Below are 21,359 nucleotides of genomic sequence, written 5' to 3' on the forward strand. Positions count from 1 at the left end.
GAATGTCGAAAGCATACTTGGGTCGGAAGACCTTAGCCAATCAGTGAGGAATAGATGGCGTCATTACAACGATTTTTTCAATGGATCATGGAGTCACCGCCACTATTAGAGTGCAAGCAACCCGTCAGTGATTTAACACAATTTGCATCGCCACAATCACTTCCAAATGACCACCAATATCAAGGCAATCCAAGATTAGGATTTGTTTATCAGCATTTGTGCCAAACTCTGTTCGAAAACTCACCACATTACGTCATTGCTCATGATGAAATTCAAATCAATGTAAATGGTCGAACATTGGGTGCCATAGACTTTATTCTAGAAGATAAGCGCAACGCTCAATTGGAGCATTGGGAAGTGGCAATTAAGTTTTATCTGCTTCATGAAGATACTTGGTACGGTCCTAATGCGCATGACCAACTCGACAAGAAGTTTGATCGTATGCTTAGCCACCAGCTCAAGATGTCGAGTTCTGAAGCATTTCGCGCTCAATACCCTGACCTCGATATTCAATCGCAACATCTGTTAATGCAAGGCCGCTTGTATATTAACCCGTTTCTTGAACAAAAAGTTCCAACTCATTGTTTAGGTTATAATATTAACTCCACACAAGTAAACGGCTACTGGTGCTATCAAAATCAAGCTCACCTCATTGAAGAAGCGCTGTACCCACTTACCAAAAACCAATGGGCGTCAGGTACTGAGGATTTCGAGCAATCACCCATTACAGAGTTTGGTGATCGCTTCGTACATGGCCAAACAAAGTCCGGTCAATTCTGGTTCGTGATGCCAGAACGTTGGCCACATGGATAAGACGACTTTCTAAGTGCACAAAAAAGGGTTGATGCTTTCACATCAACCCTTCTCATTATCTAGCTAAAATCGATTACCGATTATAGGCCTGCCGCAGCAAACACTTGGTTAACGATTTCTTGTGCTTCTGCTTCGATCTGTTTCAGGTGCTCTTCGCCTTTAAAGCTTTCGCAGTAGATCTTGTAGATATCTTCCGTGCCTGACGGACGAGCTGCAAACCAACCGTTTTCAGTTGTCACTTTAAGACCACCGATTGCTGCACCATTACCAGGAGCGTGCGTTAGACGAGCAGTGATTGCATCACCCGCTAATGTTTCTGCTGCAACCATCTCTGGCGATAGCTTTTTAAGTACGTCTTTTTGAGGACCGTTAGCAATGGCTTGAATACGGTTGTACTTAGACTCACCGTGTTTTGCCGCTAGCTCTTCGTAGTAGTCTTGTGGGTTCTTACCCGTTACCGCGGTAATTTCAGCAGCAAGAAGACACAAAATGATGCCATCTTTGTCTGTTGACCATGGTGTGCCGTCTTTACGTAGGAATGATGCACCCGCAGACTCTTCACCACCAAAGCCGAACGTACCGTTGTATAAACCATCCACAAACCACTTAAAGCCTACTGGAACTTCACAAAGTTCACGACCAAGATCTGCAACTACGCGGTCAATCAATGCACTTGATACCAGTGTCTTACCAACAGCGACGTCTTTGCCCCAACCTTCACGATGACGGTATAGGTAGTCGATACATACCGCTAGAAAGTGGTTCGGGTTCATTAGGCCTTTTGGCGTTACGATACCGTGGCGGTCGTAATCAGGGTCATTACCAAATGCTAGGTCGTACTCATCTTTAAGCGCTAGCAGACCTGCCATTGCGTAAGGAGAAGAACAGTCCATACGAACCACGCCATCTTTATCTAGAGACATAAACTGGAACGATGGGTCGATAGCTTCACTTACTAAAGTTAAGTCAAGGTTGTATGCCTTACCAATTTGACGCCAGTAGTCGATGCCGCTACCACCTAGTGGATCGACACCAATTTTTAGGTTCGCTTTTTGGATTGCTTCCATATCGATCACATTAACTAGATCATCAATGTATGGCTTAACAAGATCCATCTCTACAAACAGCTCAGACGCTTTTGCTTCTGTAAGAGACATACGCTTAACACCCTGCAGGCCTTCTGCAATCAGAACGTTAGCACGATCTTCGATAGCTTGAGTCAGCTCAGCTTCCGCAGGACCGCCGTGTACTGGGTTGTACTTGATACCGCCATCTTGTGGTGGGTTGTGAGATGGCGTAATAACGATACCGTCAGCCTTATCTTCGTGCTTAAGGTTGTACGTTAGAATCGCATGAGAAACACCCGGTGTTGGTGTGTAGCCATTGTCTTGTTGAGTGATCACTTGAACGCCATTGGCAACCAGTACTTCAACAACACTAGAGAATGCTGGCTCAGAGAGCGCGTGTGTATCTTTACCTACAAACAGAGGTCCTGTCGTGCCCTGCTCTGCACGAACTTCTGCTACTGCTTGAGCAATAGCAAGAATGTGGTTTTCATTAAATGTTGATTTGTCTGCTGTACCACGGTGACCAGAAGTACCAAACTGTACTTTATGATCTGGGTTAGACGCATCCGGTTGCTGTAAGAAATAGTTAGCAACTAAAGCCGGGATATTATGAAGATCTTCCTGCTGAGCTTTCTGCCCGGCACGAGGGTGCATAGCCATTTTGACATCCTTATATATAAAATTTAAAAACAAAAAAACCTCATAATATCTTCTTTAGCATGGATATTATGAGGTTTAAATCTGATTTCCCTAAATTGAACCTGTTACTTTTTCTATTAGTTCAGCTTGGAAATTCATACGGCTCATCAACTGTTCAACCATCTGTCTTTTACGACTAGTATTGTTGTTAGTGATAACCCAAAACGGACTCAGTGGAATCGCTTTTGGCTTAGTCGTGTTACCGTTCGCCAACAGTGTTGCTTCGTTATCTGCGAAGTAAACACGCTTACGACCTTTTACTTGAGTCGCTTCTGAAAAGCTCGCTGGGTCAATTTTATGCAGTGTTGATAACACTAACATGAAACGATCAATGGCTTTCTTTAAAGAGGCGAATTCATCTGAAATAAGCAGAGAGCGCATCTCTTTTACGCCATCCAGCTTCTCTGGAGTAAAGCCTACTTCCTTACTCACAACGATACCTTTCGGCTCTACGATCTCTTCAACCGGAGCCAAGCCTTGGTTGTCCACCTGTAATAAACGGCGCAGAATATCTGAAGCGCTTTCGCCGATACGTTCTGTCTGACCCGCGATATAACGGTATAGGTCCTCATCAACCTCAATTGTTTTCATTCGCTTTTCACAATCTCAATGTTTAAACTCTGGGGGATTATAGCGAGATCCGCGCGGATACTCTACGTCAAACCCACCATGAATAAGATAAAAATGTCAGTACAGCTCAACTATAAATTGGAAGGTGAAGGTCACACCATCGTTTTGATCCATGGATTGTTCGGCAATCTGGATAATTTAGGCCTGCTTGCTCGCGATCTCAAAACGGATCATCAGGTACTCAGTATCGACCTGCGTAACCATGGTGTCTCGCCCCACAGCGACACCCACGACTATCGTTCAATGGCTGATGATGTCGCGCAGTTATTATCCTCGCTAAACATCACCAACCCCACTGTCATCGGTCACTCAATGGGTGGCAAGGTCGCCATGGCACTGACGGAAAAAACCGACATCGATAAACTGATCGTGCTCGACATGGCCCCAGTTGCCTATACCCAAAGTCGCCACGACAATGTACTGGCAGGCCTTAATGCCGTGATTCAAGAGCAGCCAAGCTCTAGAGCAGAGGCATTAAAGGTATTGGCTAAGCACATCGAGATGGATGGTGTCAGACAGTTTCTAACGAAATCCCTGTATAAAAACGAACAAGGCGTGATGGTTTGGCGATTCAATGTCGAATCATTGGAGTCTAACTACGCCAATATTATCGGTTGGGAACCTATTAAGAAAACTGACGTCAAAACGCTATTGGTTAAAGGCGGCGACTCTGACTATTTAATGCCAGAGCATCAATCGGCAGTACAGCAACAATTTTCGAATGTGAAAGCGCACGTGATTGCCAACACTGGTCACTGGCTGCACGCAGAAAAACCCAAAGAAGTGCTCAGAGCGATTCGTAAATTCTTAGGCTAATCGTTCTGTTTTTTTGGTGAACAATCTCTACATCAACAGATAAATGAGAAGTCAGCGATCTCTGCGGATTAACTTTATCTCACAACAGTGATATAGTGCGCCCAAGCAAAATTGGTATATAAGGTTCCCATGCTTTACGACTACATGAACATCATTGAATCTATTGGTTTAGATCTTCTATTTGCGTCGATTTTCTTTCTAATCGGTATGGCAATTAAAGACGTTCTAAAACAAGGTAATGTTCCAGCATTTGGTCGTCGCATTGTATGGTTAGTGCTGTTCCTTGGCTGTGCAGGTTTTATCGCCAAGGGGATAATTCAGATGAGCTGGGAAGGTACAGGAATCGGTTGATTCCCGTCGACACTTTATTACACCGACAACAGACAAAATGAAAGGTAATGATTCTATGGCAAGTGTAGGTCTCTTCTTCGGTAGCGATACAGGTAACACTGAAGCTGTTGCAAAGATGATTCAAAAGCAATTGAGCAAGCAGCTCGTTCATGTTCAAGACATTGCAAAAAGCAGCAAAGAAGACATCGATAACTTCGACCTGCTTCTACTTGGTATCCCAACGTGGTACTACGGTGAAGCACAGTGTGATTGGGATGATTTCTTCCCTGAACTAGAAGCAATCGACTTCTCAACTAAGCTAGTTGCTATCTTTGGTTGTGGTGACCAAGAAGATTACGCTGAGTACTTCTGTGATGCGATGGGTACAATTCGCGACATCGTTGAAGCGAAGGGCGGTACTATCCTAGGTTACACTTCAACAGAAGGCTACGAGTTCGAAGCGTCTAAAGCACTTGTTGAAGGCGATGACAACCAATTCGTTGGTCTATGTATCGACGAAGACCGTCAACCAGAACTGACTGACGAGCGCGTATCTAACTGGGTTAAACAAATCCACGAAGAGATGTGCCTAGCAGAGCTTGAAGACTAATCTGTCAATCTGCTAACTGAATATATAAAAACCTCCCGCGCGGAGGTTTTTTTGTTTCTATTTCTTTCAACTTTTAGTGAATTAAGCCTCAACCGGCTCATCATCTTCCCGAAACTGTGGTTTCTTCCTCACATACAATGTGCGTTGAATTTCAGACACCACCTGCCCTTTTTTGTCCTTGACGTATATTACGAACTCCGGAAAGCACTTTTCACCCAGCTGAGTCTGGCGATAGATATCATCGAGCTGCCCTTGGGTGATCTCAAATTCTGCGTACAAATCCGATTGTCCGGGTTTAATGAAGTTAATACTCGCCTCTTTATCCCACACATAATAGCGCTCCCCTAAGATTCCCATTAACATCAATGAGTAAACGGGATCGGTCAGAGAAAAGATACTACCTCCATACTGAGTACGATTGGCATTTTTATTCCACCAGCGTAACTTCAATACGGTTTTGACAACTCTAAAATCAGGGCTAATGTGGGCAATTTTGATTCCTGCGCCCCAAAACGGAGGCCAGATGTTGAGCGCAAACTTAACGATATTAGGTTTGTAGATTCTAGCGAGTTGCTTGTTCATTACGATCTTCCATGTTCTGTTTTTTATTCACCACCATAATAACTGGTCGTACCTCCAATATAAGAGAGATATTTAGATTTTACAAAACAGATTGTGATGTAAGTGAGTAACCCTTTGAAGTTCGTGGTTTATTGTTGCGGTCGAGTATCCTATAATAATGGGAATATTGAATTCTGTTAATTGCTGCAGATCATCAACAGGAAAGTATATGTCAGACAACAATCAAGCGCTAAAAGATGCTGGTCTTAAAGTGACCCTCCCAAGGCTCAAAATTCTAGAAGTATTACAACAGCCAGACTGCCAACACATTAGTGCTGAAGACTTGTATAAAAAGCTAATCGACTTAGGTGAAGAGATTGGCCTTGCGACCGTTTATCGAGTTCTTAACCAATTCGATGACGCTGGCATTGTTACTCGCCACCACTTCGAAGGCGGTAAGTCTGTATTCGAACTATCAACGCAGCACCATCACGATCACCTGGTTTGTTTAGACTGTGGTGAAGTGATCGAATTCTCAGACGACATCATCGAAGAGCGACAAAAAGAGATTGCTAAGCGTTACAACGTTCAGCTAACAAACCATAGTTTGTACCTTTACGGTAAGAGCATGACGGGCGATTGCAAAAACAACCCAGACGCACACAAACCTAAGAAATAGAAAAAACGCTGGCCTCGGTCAGCGTTTTTTATTTGGAGAGCGATGAAAAAGGATCTTTCAAAATCACCCTATAGAGGCTTCACCCTCATTGAAATGCTAGTAGCGATTGTGATTATCGTTGTGCTATCGGTTGTTGCCCTGCCTCGTTTTCTCAATATCCAAGACGACAGTCGTATTGCGCTTTTTGAAGGCGCAGAATCACAATTTCAAAGCGCCATCACCTTCGCCCACAGCAAATGGCTAGTGAGTGGTGGTGGTAATGCGGAAATGAATGATATGCCCGGCTTTGGGGAAGACGAAGATGGTAATGCTCAACTAGATGTCAACGACGTCGGCTATCCATTAGGTGTAGATAAAGGTAACCCAATGGGTCAGCCTTATAATATTGGTCAAGGCGATCAAGGCTGCGTCTCGATTTGGGATGCCATTATGACAACAGACCTCACTGCAACCACAGACCCAAACCAGTCCGGTGACTTCGATTTTGTTACTCGTCGTCAAAACCTGAGTTTTATCGCTAAGAATGGTTCTTCACAGACTAAGCTCGCTATCTGCTACTACATCTACACGCGAGTCGATTTCGACAGTGACCCAAATAATGCAGGCTATGTGTTTTGGTATAACTCACGCACCGGAGAAGTCACTCAACAAGATCCTAATCAATAATTTGATATTAAAGCGCTAGATACAAAAAAGCCGGCAATGATGCCGGCTTTTAATATGTCTAACAGAAGATACAATTAAGCTTCTGTTTTACCCCAAGTGTCACGCAGGCCAACCGTGCGGTTGAATACTAGCGCATCTGCTTTAGACTCTTTCGAATCTACACAGAAGTAACCAGTACGCTCAAACTGGAAGCCTTGTTCTGGCGCAGCTTCTGCTAGGCTTGGCTCAACGAAACCATTCAGTTTAACCAGGGAGTCTGGGTTGATTGTTGCAGCGAAGTCATCCGCAGCCGCTGGGTTAGCAACTGTGAATAGACGATCGTACAGACGAATCTCTGCTGGTAGTGCTTTATCAGCAGATACCCAGTGGATAACACCTTTTACTTTACGGCCATCAGCTGGGTTCTTACCTAGCGTTTCATCGTCGTAAGAACAGAAAATCGTTGTGATGTTACCTTCAGCATCTTTCTCAATACGTTCAGCTTTAATCACATAAGCACCACGTAGGCGAACTTCTTTACCTAGAACCAAACGCTTGTACTTCTTGTTTGCTTCTTCGCGGAAGTCATCACGCTCAATCCAAACTTCACGAGTAAATGGAACTTCACGAGTACCCATCTCAGGCTTGTTCGGGTGGTTAGCAACCGTTAGTGTTTCAACCTTGTCAGCATCGTAGTTTTCAATCACGATCTTAACCGGATCAAGAACAGCCATTGCACGTGGTGCGTTTTCGTTTAGGTCATCACGAATACAAGATTCAAGAGAACCAAACTCGATCATATTCTCTTGCTTGGTTACACCAATACGCTTACAGAACTCACGAATTGACGCAGGCGTGAAACCGCGACGACGTAGGCCAGAGATAGTCGGCATACGTGGGTCATCCCAACCGTTAACTAAGTTTTCAACCACAAGTTGGTTCAGCTTACGCTTCGACATCACTGTGTATTCTAAGTTAAGACGGCTGAACTCGTACTGACGAGGCTGACAATCGATAGTGATGTTATCTAGCACCCAGTCGTAAAGACGGCGGTTGTCTTGGAACTCAAGCGTACAGATAGAGTGCGTAATGCCCTCTAGTGCATCAGAGATACAGTGCGTGAAGTCGTACATTGGGTAGATGCACCACTTGTCACCCGTTTGGTGGTGGTGAGCAAAACGCACACGGTAGATAACCGGATCGCGCATTACCATGAATGAAGAGCTCATGTCGATCTTCGCACGCAGACACGCTTTGCCTTCCTCGAAGCCGCCGTCACGCATTTTTTCGAATAGCGCTAGGTTTTCTTCAGGGCTGCGATCACGATATGGGCTCGCTTTACCTGGCTCTTTTAGCGTGCCACGGTATTCACGGATCTGCTCAGGACTTAGCTCGTCTACGTACGCTAAGCCTTTATTAATTAATTCGACAGCGTAAGCGTAAAGCGTATCGAAGTAGTTTGATGAGTAACAAATGTCACCAGACCACTCGAAGCCTAACCAGCTTACATCATTCTTAATTGACTCAACGTATTCAACGTCTTCTTTTTCAGGGTTTGTATCATCGAAACGAAGATTACATTGTCCCTGGTAGTCCTGAGCAATACCAAAGTTCAAGCAGATAGATTTAGCGTGACCGATGTGCAGGTAACCGTTCGGCTCCGGCGGGAAACGAGTATGCACGCTAGTGTGTGTACCATCCGCTAAATCTTTATCAATAATGTGGCGAATGAAATTCGATGGACGAGCCTCAGCTTCACTCATCTATAGCACCTCTATGTATTTAGTATTGTCAGAGAAAAATTCTTCTTTCTGTTCCATAAACAGCCCATTTATCTCAAGCCTAGGATAGAAAGATCATTGTTGCTAATCATCCACAATTCTTAGCCTTTACACAATAAGAACCATCAGTTTATTGCGAATATTTCTCCTATTCGATGAAGAATAGAACGTTGGACGTTTCAACCACCAAAACCACATACGAAAAAGCCTCCCAAAAAAGGGAGGCTTTGATTTCGACTTACTTAGTTCTTGTGGCTGTTGCGTGAGTAATTTGCTCTACGCTAAAGCGACTAAGGAAGTTTAACGTCTGATAGGTCTTCACCTGCACCGATAGCTTTCATTTCGCCAGCTACGATTTCAGCTAGTGGGCCTAGGATAACCTGTAGGTTGTTCTCACCTAGTTTAACCACACCTTTAGCACCTAGTTTCTTAAGAACTGCTTCGTCAGCAACAGAGCGGTCTTTAAGAGTTAAACGTAGACGAGTGATACAAGCGTCGATTGAAGTTAGGTTCTCGTGACCACCTAGTGCTTTTAGGTATTGACGAGCTAGGTCACCTTTTGGCGCTTCACCGTCAGTTGCTGCAGCACCTTCGTCGTCATCTTCACGACCTGGCGATTTCAGGTTGAAAGCGCGGATTGCGAAGCTGAATGTGAAGAAGTATAGAGCACCGAATGCTAGACCGATGAACAGTAGAGTCATTGGCTTAGTCGCTAGACCGAAGTTCAATACGAAGTCGATTAGACCAGCAGAGAAACCGAAGCCGTGAAGCGTACCGAACATGTTAGCGATTACTAGAGATAGACCAGTAAATACTGCGTGCATTGCGTATAGAGCAGGAGCTAGGAATACGAACATGAATTCTAGTGGCTCTGTGATACCTGTTAGGAATGAACAGAATGCTACTGAGAATAGTGCGCCGCCAACTTGACCGCGTTTTTCAGCTGGAGCTGCTAGGTACATTGCTAGTGCAGCACCTGGTAGACCAAACATCATTACTGGGAAGAAACCATTCATGAATACGCCAGCGCCTTTGTCGCCGCCGAAGAAGCGGTGTAGGTCACCAGACTTAACTGTTTCAGTTACTTCTTTAACAACTGCAGTGATTTCTGGGTTTACAGAGTTCGCAAAGTTGAAAGTGTACTCTTGACCAACAACTAGAGTTTTCGCTAGAGCTGGGTCAACACAAAGTTGCTTGAAGCTTTCGAAGCCAGCAGAACCTGCTACTACGATTTCTTGACAAGTACCCATACCGAACCAGAAGTACGAGTTCAATACGTGGTGTAGACCTACAGGGATAAGTGCACGGTTAAGAGTACCGTATACGAACTGACCGATAGCGCCAGACGTCGATACTGCGTGAGCTAGTGCATCTAGACCAGATTGAACACCAGGCCATACCACACCAGAGATTGCACCAGCAACTAACGCAAATAGACCGGCCATGATAGGCACAAGACGTTTACCTGCGAAGAATGCTAGCCACTCAGGAAGGCGTGTTGCATGGAAAGCGTTGTATGAGTGACCTGCGATGATACCTGCGAAGATACCGCCGAAGAAAGACATGTTTACGTCAGCATTGATTGTTGTTGCTGTCGCAGTTAGTACGAAGTAAGCAACCGCACCAGCAAGACCTGCTGCACCGTTACCATCTTTAGAAAGACCAATTGCGATACCTAGACCAAATAGCAGCGGTAGGTTACCGAAGATAGCACCACCAGCTTGCGCCATGAATGGAATATCAAGTAGATCGCCTTGACCTAAACGTAGTAGAAGCGCCGCAATCGGAAGCGTTGCGATAGGAAGCATTAACGCTTTACCTAGCTTCTGTGCATATCCTAGAATATTCACCTGTTGTTTCCCCCTATAGGATTTTTAGAATTCGTTTGAGAAACTTATTTTAGTCGCTCAATTTAGTCCTAATCAGTGTATTCAATTAATTTTGCTCCGCAAATTAAAACCTTACCATTTGTGATCCTAATCACCAGTTTTTGCCAAATCCAAAGGTTTTTGCTAGCGAGATCATAAAACTTATTTTATCATTCAAAAAAATGAAGATTTACAGATAAAATTCGACACTAAACATTAGGCCAATGCATAGGTAGCACTCGCTTTCTTTGCTCCACTAATAATCAATGACTAGGCCGCCTAATGAAAGGCTAGAAGGTATTTGTTTACTGTATTTTCAATGGCTTAATTCGCGCTTCACTTTGAAGAACGCCGGTTTAAAAAAGTTAAATCGTTACGTAAATGATGTTTGCAAACTAAGTCGACATTTAGGTAACGAACAAAATTTAAAGATCTCACGAAATAAGGATTAGCTGACTATGTACGCGCTAAGTAACTGTAAAATCTACACTGGTAGTGATGTTCTGACTGATCACGCAGTAGTTATCGAAAACGGACTGATTAAACAAGTCTGCCCTGTTACTGAACTGCCAGACGGCATCGAAGTTCGTGACCTAAACGGTGCCAACCTGAGCCCGGGCTTTATCGACCTACAATTGAACGGTTGTGGTGGTGTTATGCTTAATGATGAAATTACTGCAGAGACCATGCAGATCATGCACCGAGCTAACCTAAAGTCTGGCTGTACTAGCTTCCTACCTACACTCATCACATCTTCAGACGAAGATATGCGTGCAGTAATCACAGCCGCTCGTGAATATCACAACCAATACCAAAACCAATCTCTGGGTTTACACTTAGAAGGCCCTTACCTTAACGTCGCGAAAAAAGGTATTCACAGCGTTGACCACATTCGCAAATCAGACAGCGAGATGATCGACTTAATCTGCGAAAACCGCGACCTAGTGGCTAAAGTAACGTTAGCACCAGAGCAAAACGATCCAGAGCATATCGAGCGCCTACACCAAGCTGGCGTTGTGGTTTCAATCGGCCACACCAATGCAACTTACGCTGAAGCGCGCAAGGGCTTTGAATCAGGCATTACCTTCGCAACACACCTTTTCAACGCGATGACACCAATGGTTGGCCGTGAGCCAGGCGTAGTAGGTGCTATCTACGACACTCCTGAAGTGTATGCAGGTATCATTGCAGACGGCTTCCACGTTGATTACGCAAACATCCGTATTGCGCATAAAATCAAGGGAGAAAAGTTGGTATTAGTGACGGATGCCACAGCTCCTGCAGGTGCTGACATGGAATACTTTATTTTTGTCGGTAAGAAAGTATATTACCGAGATGGTAAGTGTGTTGATGAAAACGGCACACTGGGCGGCTCAGCTCTGACGATGATCGAAGCAGTACAGAACACAGTTGAGCACGCTGGAATCGCTTTAGACGAAGCTCTGCGTATGGCTACACTATACCCAGCAACAGCAATGGGTGTAGAGGGTAAACTAGGTCGAATCAAGAAAGGCATGGTTGCAAACCTGGCTGTATTCGATCGAGACTTCAATGTAAAAGCGACTGTTGTTAACGGACAATACGAGCACAATTAAGTATGAATGGCGGACAAATAGGTAACGTAGACTTAGTTAAACAACTAAACAGTGCGGCGGTATACAGACTAATAGACCAACAAGGTCCTATCAGTCGTATACAGGTGGCTGACGTAAGCCAACTCGCACCAGCAAGTGTTACAAAAATTACCCGCCAATTATTAGAACGTGGCCTCATCAAAGAGGTCGCTCAGCAAGCGTCTACTGGCGGTAGACGCGCTATCTCACTAACAACCGAGGTGGAGCCTTTTCATTCCATCGCTGTTCGTTTAGGGCGAGATTATATTCAAATCAGCCTTCATGACCTTGGTGGTCGTGAGCTGGCTTTCGTTCAAGAAGATTTAAACTACTCTGATCAATCTGACCTCATGCAAGGTCTACTCACGACTCTTAAATCGTTTGTGGCAGAGCAGCAGCATCAAATCGATCAACTTATCGCGATTGGTATTACCCTTCCAGGCCTAGTGAACCCAACAACCGGTGTTGTTGAGTACATGCCAAATACCGATATTGATAATCTAGCGCTAAGCGACATCATTCGCGACACCTTCCACGTTGCTTGTTTCGTTGGTAACGATGTTCGTGGTATGGCACTCGCTGAACATTACTTCGGTGCAAGCCAAGATAGCCAAGATTCTATTTTGGTGAGTGTTCACCGTGGTACAGGTGCAGGTATCATTGTGAATGGCCAAGTATTCTTAGGCCATAACCGCAATGTTGGTGAGATTGGTCATATTCAAATCGATCCACTTGGTGAGCAATGTCAGTGTGGCAACTTCGGCTGCCTAGAAACTGTGGCTGCGAACCCAGCTATCGTTGAACGCGTTCAAAAACTGATTAAGCAGGGCTACGAGTCTTCTTTAACTGAACTTGAACGAATTACGATTCAAGATGTGTGTGACCATGCGATGAATGGTGATGAGCTCGCAAAACAGAGTTTAGTTCGCGTTGGTAACCAATTGGGCAAAGCCATCGCAATGACAATTAACTTGTTTAACCCACAAAAAGTGATCATTGCTGGTGAAATTACCAAGGCTCAAGACATTGTTTTCCCCGCAATCAAGCGCAATGTAGAGAATCAATCTCTAACGACTTTCCATAGCGGCTTGCCTATTGTAGCATCTGAAATCGATAAACATCCGACAATGGGTGCTTTCGCGATGATCAAGCGTGCCATGCTCAACGGCGTGTTGTTGCAGAAGTTACTCGAAGACTAAAGAAAAACAAATATTGATTTTCCGCGGGCCGTGTTTGGATAAACACGGCCCGTTTTTATAAGCTAGGGAACAACTACTACAAGTTATGGAACTTATACTATTATCCGCAGCATTTATTGCTGGCTTTATTTCGTTAAAGTGTCACCTTCCCCCACTCGTTGGCTTTCTCATTGCTGGCTTTGCACTCAACGCGTTTGGTTTTGAGAGTAACGACACCATCGTTACCCTCGCCGATCTCGGTGTCACACTGCTGCTGTTCACCATTGGCCTCAAACTCGATATCAAGACCTTGCTCTCTAAAGAGATCTGGGCGGGCGCCACGGTGCATAACCTATTATCAACACTCTTTTTTGCACTGGCTCTGTTTGGATTTAAGCTACTGGGTATTTCGTCGCTTGCGGCAATGTCCAACGAGCAAATTATCCTGCTCGGTTTCGCCCTTTCCTTCTCTAGTACCGTTTTTGCAGTAAAAACACTCCAAGAGAAAGGTGAAATGAATGCCACTTACGGCACTCTTGCGATCGGTATCTTGGTTATGCAAGACATCTTTGCGGTGGTATTCCTAACGGCTTCTACAGGTAAAATCCCTGAGTGGTATGCGATTGCACTGTTCGCGCTTCCTTTGCTACGTCCACTGTTCTACAAAGTGCTCGATTGGGTTGGCCACGGCGAGATGCTGGTGCTATTTGGTATATTCTTCGCATTGGTCGTCGGTGCAGGCCTGTTTGAATTTGTCGGTGTAAAAGCTGATCTAGGTGCGCTGATTCTGGGTATGTTACTGGCGGGACACGCCAAAGCATCAGAGCTATCTAAATCACTCTTTAACCTTAAAGAGCTCTTCCTTGTCTGCTTCTTCCTTAATATCGGCTTATCAGAGCAGCCGACCATTCAAGGCTTTATGCTGGCAATCCTGTTCTTACTGCTATTGCCAGTCAAAGGCTTCCTCTACTTCTGGGTACTCAACTTCTTCAAATTCCGCGTCCGCACCTCGCTACTTGCGTCGCTTTCTCTATTCAACTTCAGCGAATTCGGCCTGATCGTTGGTGGTCTTGCATTTAAGATGGGATGGATGTCTGGCGATATCTTGGTCGCAGTCGCAATTGCTGTCTCTCTCTCTTTCTTGATTGCAGCGCCACTCAATCGCGCTGGACATAAACTGTATCAACAGTCTGGTAAGTGGCTAAAAGAGCACGCGGCTGAAAAGCTACACCAACGCGATAAGCGCATTGATCCGGGTCGCGCTCAAGTCCTGATCTTGGGTATGGGGCGAATTGGTACCGGTGCCTACGACGAGTTACGCGAACGCTACGGCAAAGTGAGCTTGGGTGTAGAGGTGCGAGAAGAAGCAGCACAGAACCACAGAAACCAAGGAAGAAACGTGATTTCTGGTGACGCTACTGACCCGGATTTCTGGGAACGCATCTTAGATACAGCCAACGTAAAACTGGTTATCTTGGCGATGCCTCACCACCAAGGTAATCAAACAGCTTTAGATCAGCTGCAGTCTCGTCACTTTAAGGGGCAAATTGCTGCGATTGCAGAGTATCCAGATCAACTAGAGACCTTGAAAGAGAATGGTGTTGACGCCGCGTTTAATATTTACAGTGAAGCCGGTAGTGGTTTTGCGCGCCACGTATGCGAGCAATTAAACCCTAACATTATGAAAATGTAGCACTTCCTCTATGCCACTCATCACTGATTGTTCGCCTAACGTTGGCGAAAAATTGAGATGAGTGGCTAAAAATCACACCACATTTAGATCTCATCAACCAAAAATCACATAATATTAGATATTTTCTAATAGAAGCCTCTTTATATAATCTTTTTCATCATACCCGGTTGCATTTTTTAGCCAGAATGGCAAATTGAATACAGTTGATTTGGAAATGATTTAAAAGGAAGTTCTATGTGTTCAGTATTTGGCATTCTTGATATAAAAAGTGATGCTTCAGCACTTCGCCCTGTTGCTCTAGAGATGTCTAAAAAGCTCCGCCACCGTGGCCCAGATTGGTCTGGTATTTACGCCAGTGACAAAGCCATTCTTGCTCACGAGCGTCTTGCGATTGTTGGCCTAAACAGTGGTGCACAACCGCTATACAGCCAAGACAAAAAGCATATCCTAGCGGTAAACGGTGAAATTTATAACCACAAAGAACTTCGTGCTCGTTACCAAGATAAATACGAATTCCAGACAGATTCTGACTGTGAAGTTATCTTGGCACTGTATCAAGAGCTTGGTGCAGACTTACTCGAAGAGCTAAACGGTATCTTTGCATTCGTTCTTTATGATGAAGAGAAAGACGAATACCTAGTTGGTCGTGACCACATCGGTATTATCCCTCTATACCAAGGTTACGATGAGCACGGTAACTACTACGTTGCTTCAGAAATGAAGGCACTAGTGCCAGTATGTAAAACAGTGAGCGAGTTTCCTCCTGGTTGTTCATACGGTTCGAAAGATACTGAGCCTCAACGCTACTATGTGCGTGATTGGAACGAATATGCAGCGGTACAAGGCAACTCAACCAGCAAAGAAGAGCTAACAGAAGCATTAGAAGCTGCGGTTAAACGCCAACTGATGACCGACGTTCCTTATGGTGTACTGCTTTCTGGTGGTTTGGATTCATCAATCACTTCTGCAGTCGCTAAACGCTTTGCGGCAATGCGTATCGAAGACGATGAGCAGTCTGAAGCTTGGTGGCCACAACTGCACTCTTTCGCTGTTGGCCTTGAAGGTGCACCTGATCTTATCGCTGCTCGTGAAGTTGCTGACAAGATTGGTACGGTTCACCACGAAATGACCTACACAATCCAAGAAGGTCTGGATGCGATTCGCGATGTTATCTACCACATTGAAACTTACGATGTGACCACCATCCGTGCGTCTACTCCAATGTACCTACTTGCTCGTAAGATCAAAGCTATGGGTATCAAGATGGTACTTTCTGGTGAGGGTGCGGATGAGATCTTCGGTGGCTACTTGTACTTCCACAAAGCACCAAACGCAAAAGAGTTCCATGAAGAGACAGTACGTAAACTTCTAGCTCTGAACATGTTTGACTGTGCTCGAGCAAACAAATCTCTAGCAGCTTGGGGTGTTGAAGGTCGTGTACCTTTCTTAGATAAAGAATTCATTGATGTTGCAATGCGTCTAAACCCAGAAGATAAGATGTGTGGTAACGGTAAGATGGAAAAACACATCCTACGTGAGTGTTTTGAACACTACCTACCAGATTCTATCGCTTGGCGTCAGAAAGAGCAGTTCTCAGATGGCGTTGGCTATGACTGGATCGATACGCTGAAAGCGACAGCGGAAGCTAAAGTAACAGACCAACAGATGGAAACGGCAAAATTCCGCTTCCCATACAACACACCGACAACCAAAGAAGGTTACGCATACCGTGAGATCTTTGAAGAGTTGTTCCCGCTAGAGTCTGCGGCAGAGTGTGTACCAGGCGGTCCATCTGTGGCATGCTCTTCTGCGAAAGCAATTGAGTGGGATGAGTCATTCAAAAACATGGCCGATCCATCAGGTCGTGCGGTACAGAGCGTTCACAACGACTCGTACTAAAACTTCCCCAGCTAGGGACAAAATTTCTAAAAATCAGAATCAAAAAAGGCGCTTATAGCGCCTTTTTTATTACCCTAACACTAATTTAAGCCTTGGTTAGTATTAGATGTATGAATTAGATGCGTGCAGCTAATGCCGCGTTCTCGATACTAATCGGAACGATTTGACTGATCATCTGAACAAGCATAATTGAGCGTGCTTCACCGTCTTTCTCGTGATAAACCGCTTTAATACCTGCAAACTGACCGCTACAAATCTCGACCACATCTCCAGCTTGATAGTCCGGGCATAGTTCAGGGCAATCATCAACTGGGTAACCCTGACACTCTCGTTCAATCTGCTTCAGTTCGTAAATCAAGTCACCTTGAACTTCATGTGGCATCGCGCCAAATTTAATAAAGTCCACAACGCCTCGTGTTGACCTAAGCGTAGTGAAGCTTGGGCCCTGCTCGTAGTCAAAGCGAACAAAAATGTAAGAAGGAAACAACGGTTCTTTGACTCGTTTCTTCTTTCCTCTTACGACTTTTTCGACTTCAAGTTGAGGGTAAAAACACTCTACCCCCTGATTTTCCATGTGCTGCTTCGCTCGGAGTTGTTCTCCTCGCTTACAGTAAAGTAGATACCAACGTTTCATTTTCCTAGCCATTTTGTATTTTTTTTACATCTTAACATAGCAAAAATGTGTTTCATCTAGGTGAATGAAACGAATTGCTAATCGCTAAGAAATATTGCGGAGTAGACCCATTAATCAACAAAAAATACTTCATCGACCAACTTTTGGAACATCATACAGTAAATTGCACGAAATGATACAGAGCAAAATACATACGCTTACAAATCACAAATTGTTACTTACAAGCCAAAATTCCATCAATAAAGCCTTGTTCAATAATGAAAAATTAGTTTGCAGCACATAAATGGCGTTGAACATTCTCAATAAAAGCAAACTAAATCATAAACTTAACAAAGCATATTTATCATCACCACAAAAACACCCTATTGCAGCTTTTTATCTGGGTATGTATACATGAGTGACTATAAAATCTTTTAATATCTAAAATTAGTAAAACTTATGGCAAACACACACAACATCTTCGGCCACCCTAGAGGGCTGTTTCTACTTTTTAGTACCGAGTTATGGGAGCGATTCTCTTACTACGCGATGCGTGCCATCTTGGTTCTATTTCTTACGGACACAACTATCAATGGCGGTCTAGGTTGGTCAACCAAAGACGCTCTCGACCTTTATGGCATTTACACAGGTTTAGTCTACATTACCCCACTTATTGGCGGTTGGGTTGCGGACAACTACCTAGGCCAGCGCAAGTCTATCCTTATTGGTGGTGTGCTTATGGCACTCGGTCAGTTTACTTTAGCACTACCTACTGGCTTTATGGGATTAGACCAGGTGAGCGCGCTTTATCTCGGCTTGGCTCTGCTTATCAGTGGTAATGGTATGTTTAAGCCAAACATCTCAACGATGGTTGGTGATCTTTACCAAGAAGGTGACAATCGTCGTGACGGCGCATTTACTATTTTCTACATGGGCATCAACTTAGGTGCACTTATCGGTGGTCTTATTTCCGGTGCTGCGGTCGATTCTTACGGCTGGAAAGCGGGCTTCTTAGCAGCTGGTATCGGTATGGTGATTAGCTTGATCATGCAGATGACAATGGCTCAATCTTGGTTAGGCGACATCGGTTCTGTACCTGCCGCAGCGCGAGCTAAAGCGCTAAATAAGTCAGACAACAAAGCCCCTCTGACCAAAGAAGAGTTCGACCGACTCAAGGTTATCCTAATCATGGGTCTGTTCGTTATTGTCTTCTGGGCTGGTTTTGAGCAAGCCGGTGGCCTAATGAATATTTACACTCAACAGTACACTGACCGTATGATTGGTGACTTTGAGGTACCTGCAGCTTGGTTCCAATCCCTTAACCCATTCTTCATCATTACCTTAGCGCCTCTTATCGCTGCGTTCTGGGTAAAACTGGGTAAACGAGAGCCAAACTCTCCGGTTAAATTTGCAATGGCACTGTTCTTCTTAGCACTTGGCTTTGTTTGTATGATCGGTGCTGTTATGGAGCAAGGTGGCGATCTTAGCGTTAAGACCTCTATGTTATGGCTCGTTGGAGCATTCTTCTTCCATACCTTGGGTGAGCTGTGCCTATCTCCAATTGGTCTATCACTTGTGACCAAACTGGCTCCGCTTCGTCTGGCTTCTTTAATGATGGGTGCATGGTTTGGTTTCAACGCAATCGCGAACTATGTTGCTGGTCTGGTGGGCTCACATGTGGGTGAACTAGGCGCAATGGCTATCTTCAGCGGTATTGCAATTTCTGCAACCGTTAGTGGTGTCATTCTGCTTCTATGTGCAAATAAACTGGTTTCTTGGATGCATGGTGTTGAGGGTAACCCTGTTGAAGCAGAAAGTGAGGAAGCAACCGCACAAACGTCACTGGCGTAACGTTGCAAACACTTATGTACTAAGTATCTAGAAATACTCGGTATGTTAAAACAAAAAAGGAGTGGCTCGATGAGTCACTCCTTTTCTTTTGCGATCTTCTTGTCAACTAGCGATGCTGTTCGACCAAATCCGCCATCATTTCAATATGCTCATCATTGTCATTCAGGCATTTGATATAGCTAAAGGCTTCCCCACCCGCTTCGATGAATGTCTCTTTGCATTGGTCAGAGATCTCTTCCAGAGTTTCCAAACAGTCAACCGAGAAAGCTGGCGCCATGATATCGAGCTTCTTAATACCTTGCTTAGGTAGCTGTTCTAACGTTTCATCTGTGTATGGCTTAAGCCACTCTTCACGACCGAAACGCGATTGATAAGTCATGGTGATCTTATCTGATGATAAGCCTAACTCTTCAGCCAAAAGCTGAGTGGTTTGCTCACAGTGTTGAGGATATATATCACCTTGGTCCGCTAGGCGTTTTGGAATACCGTGGAACGAACAAACAAGGTGATCGCCTTGTCCATGCTCACGCCAATGTTTACGCACACTCTCGGCCAGCGCTTTAACGTAGCCCGGGTGGCTATAATAATCACGAATAAAGCGGTAACCCGGAATCACAGGCAACTGTTTAAATGCCTTGGTTAACCCATCAGAAACCGCTGCTGTCGTTGTACCGGAATATTGTGGGTAGAGTGGTAAAACGATCACCTCTTCAACGCCCTGAGCCATCAAAGCTTCAATACCTGTTTTCAAGCTTGGATTACCGTAAGTCATGCCCAGTGCCACTGGCATTTGAAGTTTATCTTGTAGCTTAGCGACCTGACGTTGGGAATAAACCAACAAAGGCGACCCTTGGTCCATCCATACTGACTGATAGAGCTTGGCCACTTTAGGTGAACGAATCGGTAATATGACACCGTGAAGGATTGGGCACCAAAGCCAACGAGTCAGGCTCACGACTCGCTTATCATGCAGAAATTCGCTTAAAAAACGGCGCACAGCTGCAGGTGTTGCTGCATCTGGTGTCCCTAGGTTCACCAATAATACACCCTGCTTTTTTTTATTTTCCATAGATACCTGAGACCATTAAAGAAATTTGGAAAGCTTTATACTCAGCCAGTTACTCTTGGGATCACCCTACTAACTCTTTTCAGATCAATCACGACTGCTACGTGCTGACGGCATCAATATAGCGTTCAAAAACGCCAATCACGCAAAAAATTGATATAAAAAAAGCGACCTGACCGGTCGCTTCCAATATATCAAATTATAAAACTGGCTGTTAGCCAATTATGCTAGTGCTTTCTCAAGTTCTGCACTAACTTCAGCAACTTGCTTAGTACCATCGAATTTAAGGTACTTAGTGTTACCAGCTTCAGCTTCTTTACCGTAGTAAGCGATAAGAGGTGCTGTTTGATCGTGGTAAACGCCTAGACGTGCACGAACTGTCTCTTCTTTGTCGTCATCACGTACAACTAGCTCTTCGCCAGTTACGTCATCTTTACCTTCTTCTTTAGGCGGGTTGTACACAACGTGGTATGTACGGCCTGAAGGAAGGTGAGCACGACGACCCGCCATACGCTCAACAATCACATCATCAGCTACGTCGAATTCAACAACGTAATCTACAGCGATACCCATCTCTTTTAGGCCATCAGCTTGTGGGATTGTGCGTGGGAAACCGTCAAGTAGGAAACCTTTTTCGCAGTCATCTTGAGCGATACGCTCTTTGATTAGACCAAGGATAATTTCATCAGAAACTAGCTGACCAGCGTCGATTACTGATTTAGCTTGTTTACCAAGCTCAGTACCCGCTTTGATAGCAGCACGTAGCATGTCACCAGTTGAAATTTGAGGGATACCAAATTTGTTCATGATGAAGTTTGCTTGAGTGCCTTTACCCGCGCCAGGAGCACCTAGAAGAATGATGCGCATGTTTAATCCTCTTATAAAATTATGATTTATACCGAAGCTCACTATTTGAGTGTGCTAGTAACGAATAGAGTTCGAAAATA

The 21,359-nt window shown here is 44.6% G+C and carries 19 protein-coding genes; 11 read left to right on the forward strand and 8 right to left on the reverse strand.

Annotation, left to right across the window (positions count from 1 at the left end):
* The first annotated feature begins 54 nt into the window (after nt 1-54).
* Complete coding sequence (locus KI655_RS22255) at nt 55-813, forward strand: DUF1853 family protein (protein WP_285408762.1); 759 nt, start codon at nt 55-57, stop codon at nt 811-813.
* Between the two features lie 80 nt (nt 814-893).
* Here KI655_RS22255 and pgm read toward each other — a convergent pair whose 3' ends face one another.
* Nucleotides 894-2,540, reverse strand: a complete 1,647-nt coding sequence (gene pgm, locus KI655_RS22260) for a phosphoglucomutase (alpha-D-glucose-1,6-bisphosphate-dependent) (protein ID WP_285408764.1) — start codon at nt 2,538-2,540, stop codon at nt 894-896.
* A gap of 90 nt (nt 2,541-2,630) precedes the next feature.
* Nucleotides 2,631-3,170 carry a replication initiation negative regulator SeqA gene (gene seqA, locus KI655_RS22265; protein ID WP_285408765.1) on the reverse strand — a complete coding sequence of 180 codons (540 nt, stop codon included), beginning with the start codon at nt 3,168-3,170 and terminating at the stop codon, nt 2,631-2,633.
* Between the two features lie 93 nt (nt 3,171-3,263).
* Here seqA and KI655_RS22270 point away from each other — a divergent pair, with 93 nt between their 5' ends.
* The 3 genes from KI655_RS22270 to fldA all read left to right on the forward strand — a co-directional run bounded on the left by KI655_RS22270 (nt 3,264) and on the right by fldA (nt 4,965).
* Nucleotides 3,264-4,025, forward strand: a complete 762-nt coding sequence (locus tag KI655_RS22270) for an alpha/beta fold hydrolase (protein ID WP_285408828.1) — start codon at nt 3,264-3,266, stop codon at nt 4,023-4,025.
* A 129-nt stretch (nt 4,026-4,154) separates the two neighbouring features.
* Complete coding sequence (locus tag KI655_RS22275) at nt 4,155-4,376, forward strand: DUF2788 domain-containing protein (protein WP_285408766.1); 222 nt, start codon at nt 4,155-4,157, stop codon at nt 4,374-4,376.
* A gap of 55 nt (nt 4,377-4,431) precedes the next feature.
* Nucleotides 4,432-4,965, forward strand: a complete 534-nt coding sequence (fldA, locus tag KI655_RS22280) for a flavodoxin FldA (protein WP_285408768.1) — start codon at nt 4,432-4,434, stop codon at nt 4,963-4,965.
* A gap of 81 nt (nt 4,966-5,046) precedes the next feature.
* On the opposite strand, the gene KI655_RS22285 is transcribed toward fldA, so the two are convergent.
* Nucleotides 5,047-5,547 carry a DUF4442 domain-containing protein gene (locus KI655_RS22285; RefSeq protein ID WP_285408769.1) on the reverse strand — a complete coding sequence of 167 codons (501 nt, stop codon included), beginning with the start codon at nt 5,545-5,547 and terminating at the stop codon, nt 5,047-5,049.
* A 208-nt stretch (nt 5,548-5,755) separates the two neighbouring features.
* On the opposite strand from KI655_RS22285, the gene fcrX reads away from it, so the two are divergent.
* Together fcrX and KI655_RS22295 are read left to right on the forward strand one after the other, a co-directional pair.
* Entirely contained in the window at nt 5,756-6,205 is a 450-nt protein-coding gene (gene fcrX, locus KI655_RS22290) for a ferric iron uptake transcriptional regulator FcrX (RefSeq protein ID WP_285408771.1), read from the forward strand.
* Between the two features lie 42 nt (nt 6,206-6,247).
* Complete coding sequence (locus KI655_RS22295) at nt 6,248-6,871, forward strand: prepilin-type N-terminal cleavage/methylation domain-containing protein (RefSeq protein ID WP_285408773.1); 624 nt, start codon at nt 6,248-6,250, stop codon at nt 6,869-6,871.
* Between the two features lie 74 nt (nt 6,872-6,945).
* Here the strand turns inward: KI655_RS22295 and glnS are convergent, their stop codons facing one another.
* On the reverse strand, nt 6,946-8,613 hold the full coding sequence (glnS, locus tag KI655_RS22300) for a glutamine--tRNA ligase (RefSeq protein ID WP_285408775.1): 1,668 nt from the start codon (nt 8,611-8,613) through the stop codon (nt 6,946-6,948).
* Nucleotides 8,614-8,921: 308 nt separating this feature from the next.
* Nucleotides 8,922-10,481: an N-acetylglucosamine-specific PTS transporter subunit IIBC gene (nagE, locus tag KI655_RS22305; protein ID WP_285408777.1), complete on the reverse strand. Its 1,560-nt coding sequence runs from the start codon at nt 10,479-10,481 to the stop codon at nt 8,922-8,924.
* A gap of 476 nt (nt 10,482-10,957) precedes the next feature.
* Here nagE and nagA point away from each other — a divergent pair, with 476 nt between their 5' ends.
* The 4 genes from nagA (at nt 10,958) to asnB (ending at nt 16,882) form a co-directional block, all read left to right on the forward strand.
* Nucleotides 10,958-12,094, forward strand: a complete 1,137-nt coding sequence (gene nagA / locus KI655_RS22310; RefSeq protein ID WP_285408778.1) for an N-acetylglucosamine-6-phosphate deacetylase — start codon at nt 10,958-10,960, stop codon at nt 12,092-12,094.
* Between the two features lie 2 nt (nt 12,095-12,096).
* On the forward strand, nt 12,097-13,311 hold the full coding sequence (locus KI655_RS22315) for an ROK family protein (protein WP_285408779.1): 1,215 nt from the start codon (nt 12,097-12,099) through the stop codon (nt 13,309-13,311).
* Nucleotides 13,312-13,396: 85 nt separating this feature from the next.
* A complete protein-coding gene (locus KI655_RS22320) occupies nt 13,397-14,983 on the forward strand; it encodes a cation:proton antiporter family protein (protein ID WP_285408781.1) in 1,587 nt (528 codons plus the stop codon).
* Between the two features lie 234 nt (nt 14,984-15,217).
* Nucleotides 15,218-16,882, forward strand: a complete 1,665-nt coding sequence (gene asnB, locus KI655_RS22325; protein ID WP_285408783.1) for an asparagine synthase B — start codon at nt 15,218-15,220, stop codon at nt 16,880-16,882.
* A 115-nt stretch (nt 16,883-16,997) separates the two neighbouring features.
* On the opposite strand, the gene rfaH is transcribed toward asnB, so the two are convergent.
* On the reverse strand, nt 16,998-17,516 hold the full coding sequence (gene rfaH, locus KI655_RS22330) for a transcription/translation regulatory transformer protein RfaH (protein WP_285408784.1): 519 nt from the start codon (nt 17,514-17,516) through the stop codon (nt 16,998-17,000).
* 438 nt (nt 17,517-17,954) lie between these two features.
* Between rfaH and KI655_RS22335 the strand changes: the two genes are divergently transcribed.
* Nucleotides 17,955-19,346: a peptide MFS transporter gene (locus KI655_RS22335; RefSeq protein ID WP_285408786.1), complete on the forward strand. Its 1,392-nt coding sequence runs from the start codon at nt 17,955-17,957 to the stop codon at nt 19,344-19,346.
* A 106-nt stretch (nt 19,347-19,452) separates the two neighbouring features.
* On the opposite strand, the gene hemH is transcribed toward KI655_RS22335, so the two are convergent.
* Both hemH and adk read right to left on the reverse strand, forming a co-directional pair.
* Nucleotides 19,453-20,415, reverse strand: a complete 963-nt coding sequence (gene hemH, locus KI655_RS22340) for a ferrochelatase (RefSeq protein ID WP_285408788.1) — start codon at nt 20,413-20,415, stop codon at nt 19,453-19,455.
* A 219-nt stretch (nt 20,416-20,634) separates the two neighbouring features.
* Nucleotides 20,635-21,279, reverse strand: coding sequence for an adenylate kinase (gene adk, locus KI655_RS22345; protein ID WP_239841315.1), 645 nt, complete (start codon nt 21,277-21,279; stop codon nt 20,635-20,637).
* Nucleotides 21,280-21,359 lie beyond the last annotated feature (80 nt).

The sequence above is a fragment of the Vibrio sp. D404a genome (assembly GCF_030248535.1).
Taxonomy (GTDB): Bacteria; Pseudomonadota; Gammaproteobacteria; order Enterobacterales; family Vibrionaceae; genus Vibrio.